General features: G+C 71.9%; 4 protein-coding genes and 2 pseudogenes. 4 read left to right on the forward strand and 2 right to left on the reverse strand.

All coding sequences use genetic code 11. The annotated features are described in order from the left end of the window. Both ACTIR_RS21265 and ACTIR_RS0102435 read left to right on the forward strand, forming a co-directional pair. Nucleotides 1-320 (forward strand): annotated as a pseudogene (locus ACTIR_RS21265) (thiamine-phosphate kinase); the annotation flags it as partial. An 85-nt stretch (nucleotides 321-405) separates the two neighbouring features. Further along, nucleotides 406-876, forward strand: coding sequence for a GNAT family N-acetyltransferase (locus tag ACTIR_RS0102435; protein WP_026453095.1), 471 nt, complete (start codon nucleotides 406-408; stop codon nucleotides 874-876). Nucleotides 877-905: 29 nt separating this feature from the next. Here ACTIR_RS0102435 and ACTIR_RS0102440 read toward each other — a convergent pair whose 3' ends face one another. Further along, the gene (locus ACTIR_RS0102440; protein ID WP_026453096.1) at nucleotides 906-2,069 is read right to left on the reverse strand and encodes an epoxide hydrolase family protein; all 1,164 of its coding nucleotides are present in this window, start codon (nucleotides 2,067-2,069) and stop codon (nucleotides 906-908) included. A gap of 172 nt (nucleotides 2,070-2,241) precedes the next feature. On the opposite strand from ACTIR_RS0102440, the gene ACTIR_RS0102445 reads away from it, so the two are divergent. Next, a complete protein-coding gene (locus ACTIR_RS0102445) occupies nucleotides 2,242-2,919 on the forward strand; it encodes a uracil-DNA glycosylase (protein ID WP_026453097.1) in 678 nt (225 codons plus the stop codon). A 187-nt stretch (nucleotides 2,920-3,106) separates the two neighbouring features. On the opposite strand, the gene rpmB is transcribed toward ACTIR_RS0102445, so the two are convergent. Continuing rightward, complete coding sequence (gene rpmB, locus ACTIR_RS25110) at nucleotides 3,107-3,298, reverse strand: 50S ribosomal protein L28 (RefSeq protein ID WP_007027218.1); 192 nt, start codon at nucleotides 3,296-3,298, stop codon at nucleotides 3,107-3,109. A gap of 150 nt (nucleotides 3,299-3,448) precedes the next feature. Here rpmB and ACTIR_RS26185 point away from each other — a divergent pair. Then, a pseudogene (locus ACTIR_RS26185) lies at nucleotides 3,449-3,647 on the forward strand (DAK2 domain-containing protein); the annotation flags it as partial.

A 3,647-nucleotide genomic window follows, 5' to 3' on the forward strand; every position in this document is an offset into this window, starting at 1 on the left:
ACGTGTCGGACGGCCTGCTGGCGGACCTCGGGCACCTGGCGCGGGCCTCCGGCGTCGGCATCGACGTCCGCAGCGACCGGCTCACCGTGGCCGACCGGCTCGTGGACGTGGCGACCGCGCTCGGCTCCGACCCGCTGGACTGGGTGCTCACCGGTGGGGAGGATCACGCCCTCGCCGCGACCTTCCCGCCCTCGGCCCCGTTGCCCGAGGGCTGGGTGCGGGTGGGCGGCGTCGAGGACGTGCGCGACCCGGGTGGGCCACGGGTGACCGTGGACGGCAGGCCCTACGAGCGGAAAACCGGTTGGGAACACTGGCGCTGATCGGTTTGTCTGTCCCGGGTGGGGCGTCGCCGGGCGGCGTGCCCATCGCCGCGGTCCGTGTGCCGAGTTGTCGAGGAGAGCGCGAGTGGAGCTGCACGTCCTGCCGTTCGATCATCCCGATTCGGTGAAGCTGATCGACGAGGTCCAACAGGAGTACGTCGTCCGGTACGGCGATCCGGACGTCACTCCGGTGGACCCCGCCGAGTTCGCCCCACCGGTGGGGACCTTCCTCGTCGGGTACGTCAACGAGGCCCCGGTCGCCTGCGGGGGCTGGCGGGCACACGACGACCCGCCCCCACCGCTGCGTCCCGGGGACGTCGAACTCAAGCGGATGTACGTGGTGGACGCGATGCGCGGCCGGGGGCTGTCCCGGCGGATGCTCGCCGCACTGGAGGACGCGGCCCGGCGGGCGGGCCGGTCCCGGGTGGTGCTGGAGACCGGGCACCGGCAGCCCGAGGCCCTCGCCCTGTACCGCTCCGCCGGGTACACGGACATGGAGAAGTTCGGCCCGTACCGCGACGACCCGATGAGCGTCTGCCTGGCTCGGCGGCTGTGACGTCCGGCACCGGCCGGAGTTCCGGTCGGTCATCGGTACTCGCGGAAGAACTCCCGGAGGTCGCCGAGGAGCAGATCCGGTTCCTCCAACGCGGCGAAGTGCCCACCGCGGTCGAACTCCGTCCAACGGACGAGGACATGGTTGCGCTCGGCGAACCTGCGCACCGGCAGCGCGATGTCGTGCGGGAACACCGCCACGGCCGTCGGTACCGGGGAGGCCGGCTCCGGTTCGCCCCAGGTCCGGGTGCCCTCCTTGTAGTACCGCGCCGAGGAGGCCGCCGTCCCGGTGAGCCAGTAGAGCGTCACCGTGGTCAACAGCGCGTCCCGGCCCACGGCGTCCTCGATCCGCCCGGAGTTGCCCGTCCAGTCCAGGAAACCGTCCGCGATCCAGGCCAGCTGCGCCACCGGTGAGTCGGTGAGCCCGTAGCCGATCAGGTGCGGCTTGGTGCCCTGGATCGCCGCGTAGCCGCCGAGCTCGTACTCGTACCGATAATACTTCTCGACGCTGCGCCGCTCGGTCTCGACCGAGAGGTCCGCGGTGTCCGGGGTGGCGGTGGCGGAGAAGATCTGGTTCAGGTGCACCGCGGCGAGCGCGTCCGGATCGACCAGCCCGAGCTCCCGCGACACCAGTGCGCCGAAGTCGCCGCCGTGGGCGACGTAGCGGTCGTAGCCGAGCCGGCGCATCAGCACCGACCACGCCCGCGCCACCCGCGTCACCGTCCAGCCGAGTTCCCGCGTCGGCCCGGACAGGGTGAAACCGGGCGGGGTGGGCACCACGACGTGGAAGGCGTCGGACGGGGCTCCTCCGTGCGCCCGGGGGTCGGTCAGCGGGCCGAGGAGGTCGAGGAACTCGACGAACGAGCCGGGCCAGCCGTGGGTGAGCACCAGCGGCAGCGCGTCCGGCTCGGGTGAACGCACGTGCAGGAAGTGCAGGGTGTGCCCGTCGATCGTCGTCGTGTACTGCGGGACGGCGTTGATCCGGCGTTCCTGCGCCCGCCAGTCGTAGTCGTGCCGCCAGTACCGGGCGAGTTCACGCAGGTACGGCAGCGGTATCCCGTGGTCGGGGCCCGCCTCCGCGGGGAGCTCGGGCCACCGTGCCCGGTCCAGCCGGGCGTGCAGATCGTCGAGGGCGGGTTGTGGGATGTGCAGGGTGTACGGCGTGATGTCCGCGTCCGTCGTGGTCCGTGCGCTCATGCCGGGCACGCTAGGCGGTGCCGCGGACACCCGGTGTCCGCCCGGATCGGCGCGATCGTGACCCGTGGCACGCAACATCACCCGACGGTGCGGCTGTCCGGACCGCTCCGGGACGGACGGAGTGGCCCGGTGCCGGGCCCGCCGGAGGGCGGGTGGGCTAGGCTGCGCGGCCGTGAGCGCACGACCACTGCACGACATCCTCGACCCGGGCTGGGCACAGGCGTTGGATCCGGTCGCCGACCGGATCACCGCGATGGGGGAGTTCCTCCGCGCGGAGGTGGCGGCCGGACGGACCTACCTCCCGGCCGGGGAGAACATCCTGCGCGCGTTCCGGCAGCCGTTCCACGACGTCCGCGTGTTGATCGTCGGTCAGGACCCGTACCCGACGCCGGGCCACGCCATCGGGTTGTCGTTCGCGGTGGCGCCCGACGTGCGGCCGTTGCCGAAGAGCCTGCGCAACATCTTCCAGGAGTACACCGACGACCTCGGGCATCCGATGCCGTCCACCGGGGATCTGACGCCGTGGACGGAGCAGGGCGTGCTGCTGCTCAACCGGTCCCTCAGCGTGCGCCCGGGCAAGCCGAACTCGCACCAGGGCAAGGGCTGGGAGGAGATCACCGAGCGGGCCATCGTGGCGCTCGCGGAGCGCGACGAGCCGCTCGTGGCGATCCTGTGGGGCAGCAACGCGCGCAAACTCAAGCCGCTGCTCGGGTCCGTGCCGTGCGTCGAGTCGGTGCACCCCAGCCCGCTGTCCGCACGCAACGGCTTTTTCGGCTCCCGCCCCTTCAGCCGCGCCAACACCCTCCTGGAGAACCAGGGCGCCACCCCGGTCGACTGGAAGCTCCCCTGAGCAGGAGTCGCCGGTGTCGCCGTGAAGGGCACTCTCCCTGCGTCACGCGCAGCGAGGGGCACTTTCACTGCGTCAGATGCAGGGAAAGTGCCCCTCACGGCGAAGCCGGGACGTGGGTGGGTGCGCGCACGACGAGGGCCCCGGGTAGTCGTCGACCACCCGGGGCCCTCGTGCTCGGGTCCTGGCGTCAGCCCCGAACGACCCTGCCCGCCTTGATGCAGGAGGTGCACACGTTCAGGCGCTTCTTCTGGGAAAGCCCGACCTTCGCGTGCACGGTCTGGATGTTCGGGTTCCACCGGCGGTTGGTACGCCGGTGAGAGTGCGAGACCGACTTGCCGAAGCCCGGCCCCTTGCCACAGACGTCGCACACGGCAGCCACGTCGAACACTCCTCGAAGAAAGTCGTCAAGTCGAACCGCCCGGTGGCACCGGGCGACCCGATCAGCGTAACCGGTGCTCCGACGGCGGGCGCATCCGGGTCGCTACCCTCGCTCCGAGACGCCTCGATACCAGCTACGGAGGATACGCGGGTGCGGGCCTTGGACGCGGCGACGGTGCGGGAATGGGCGGACGCCTGCGTGGCGCGGCTGGACGCGCTCCGCGGCGACATCGACGGCATCAACGTCTACCCGGTCGCCGACTCCGACACCGGGTCGAACCTGCTGCACACCGTCTCGGCCGCCCGCGCGGCACTGGCCGGGCGGGCGACGACCGCGGGAGCGGGGGAGG

The organism is Saccharomonospora iraqiensis subsp. iraqiensis (genome assembly GCF_000430445.1).
Lineage (GTDB): Bacteria > Actinomycetota > Actinomycetes > Mycobacteriales > Pseudonocardiaceae > Saccharomonospora > Saccharomonospora iraqiensis.

Bases quoted from the DNA above. Each gene is read 5' to 3' on its own strand.
- ACTIR_RS0102440 (WP_026453096.1), bottom strand. From the start codon at position 2,069: ATGAGCGCACGGACCACGACGGACGCGGACATCACGCCGTACACCCTG.